The organism is Aquidulcibacter sp. (assembly GCF_049239865.1).
In the GTDB taxonomy this organism is placed as follows: domain Bacteria; phylum Pseudomonadota; class Alphaproteobacteria; order Caulobacterales; family Aquidulcibacteraceae; genus Aquidulcibacter.
The window spans coordinates 1-1,227 of the sequence record NZ_JBMLTR010000002.1 but is presented as its reverse complement, the minus strand read 5'-3'; the positions used below and the strand labels follow the sequence as shown (position 1 = coordinate 1,227).

1 protein-coding gene is annotated in these 1,227 nt (G+C 58.2%); it reads left to right on the top strand.

The genetic code is table 11. The features are described from left to right. Positions 1-118: 118 nt before the first annotated feature. On the top strand, positions 119-1,090 hold the full coding sequence (locus ACOVRA_RS00030) for an aliphatic sulfonate ABC transporter substrate-binding protein (RefSeq protein ID WP_421718535.1): 972 nt from the start codon (positions 119-121) through the stop codon (positions 1,088-1,090). Positions 1,091-1,227 lie beyond the last annotated feature (137 nt).

Here is a 1,227-nt window from a genome sequence, read left to right as displayed (position 1 = left end):
AAATATGCATCGTTGGTCACGCCAGGTGGCCCAGGTGGTTCGCTTCGCTATCTGATCCCACGCGATGCAGACCGTTATGTCGGTTTGACCCTGCGCGCGAAGTTCGGGGGCTAATCCCATGACAGCGATTGCGGACAAGTTCTCGCGTCGCGGTCTCTTGGTAGCAGGGGCAGCTTCGGCTGCCCTTGCCGCCTGTGGCCAAGGCAGCGGATCCACAGGCAAGGGCGTTAATCTCGCTTTTCAAAAAAACGGGGTCATGTTGGTGGCCCAAACACGTGGCTCATTGGTAGAACCGCTCAAGACAGCCGGCATCACGCCGCTGAATTGGGTTGAGTTCCCATCCGGCCCACCCCTTTTAGAAGCCATGGCCGTCGGCTCTGTCGATTTGGGCCTGACTGGCGATACCCCACCGATTTTTGCCCAAGTGGCAAATGCCCCGATCAAATATGTGGCCCAAGTCCGTCTTTCGGGCAAAGCAGGCGGGATCATCACGCCAAAAGGCTCTTCGGTTCAGTCCCTCAAGGACCTGAAAGGCAAGAAGCTGTGCTTCACGCGCGGCTCCTCGGCGCATAATAGTGCGGTCATTGCGCTGCAAAGCGTTGGCCTAACGCTGGCCGATGTGGAAGCGGTCAATCTCGGCCCAGCCGACGCCGCGGCGGCCTTTGCCCAAGGCGGCATTGATGGCTGGGTGATCTGGGACCCCTATTACAGCCTCGCGATCCGCGATCAGGGTGCGCGGGTTCTATCGGGTCTGGATCAACTGGGTGGCGGAGCAAGCTTCCTCTTGGCGAACGCAAAATTTGCCGAAGCACGCCCTGAAGACCTGAAAGTTTTGCTGTCTGCCATCGCCAAAGAAGGCGAATGGTGTGCCGCCAATACCGATGCCGTGGCCGAGATTTCCGCCAAAGCATCCGGCCTAGAGCTAGAGCTTCTCAAAGACACGATGAAGCGGACAGACTTTAAAGTAGAGCCCTTGACCGACGATGTGCTGGCCGCACAACAAGCAACGGTTGACCGCTTTGCGCAAATGGGGATCATACCCAAGAAAGTTATCATCAGCGATGCCGCTTGGCGCGGCTGGACAGGGTAGAAGATGGCAGCAACGGCCTCCGAAGGTCCTTTTAGTCGGGCACTTCCGTGGTTAGTGCCTTTGGCACTGATCATTCTCTGGCAAGTTTCATCCAGCTTGGGCTGGCTGCCGCCCAACATCCTGCCTGCCCCGACTGC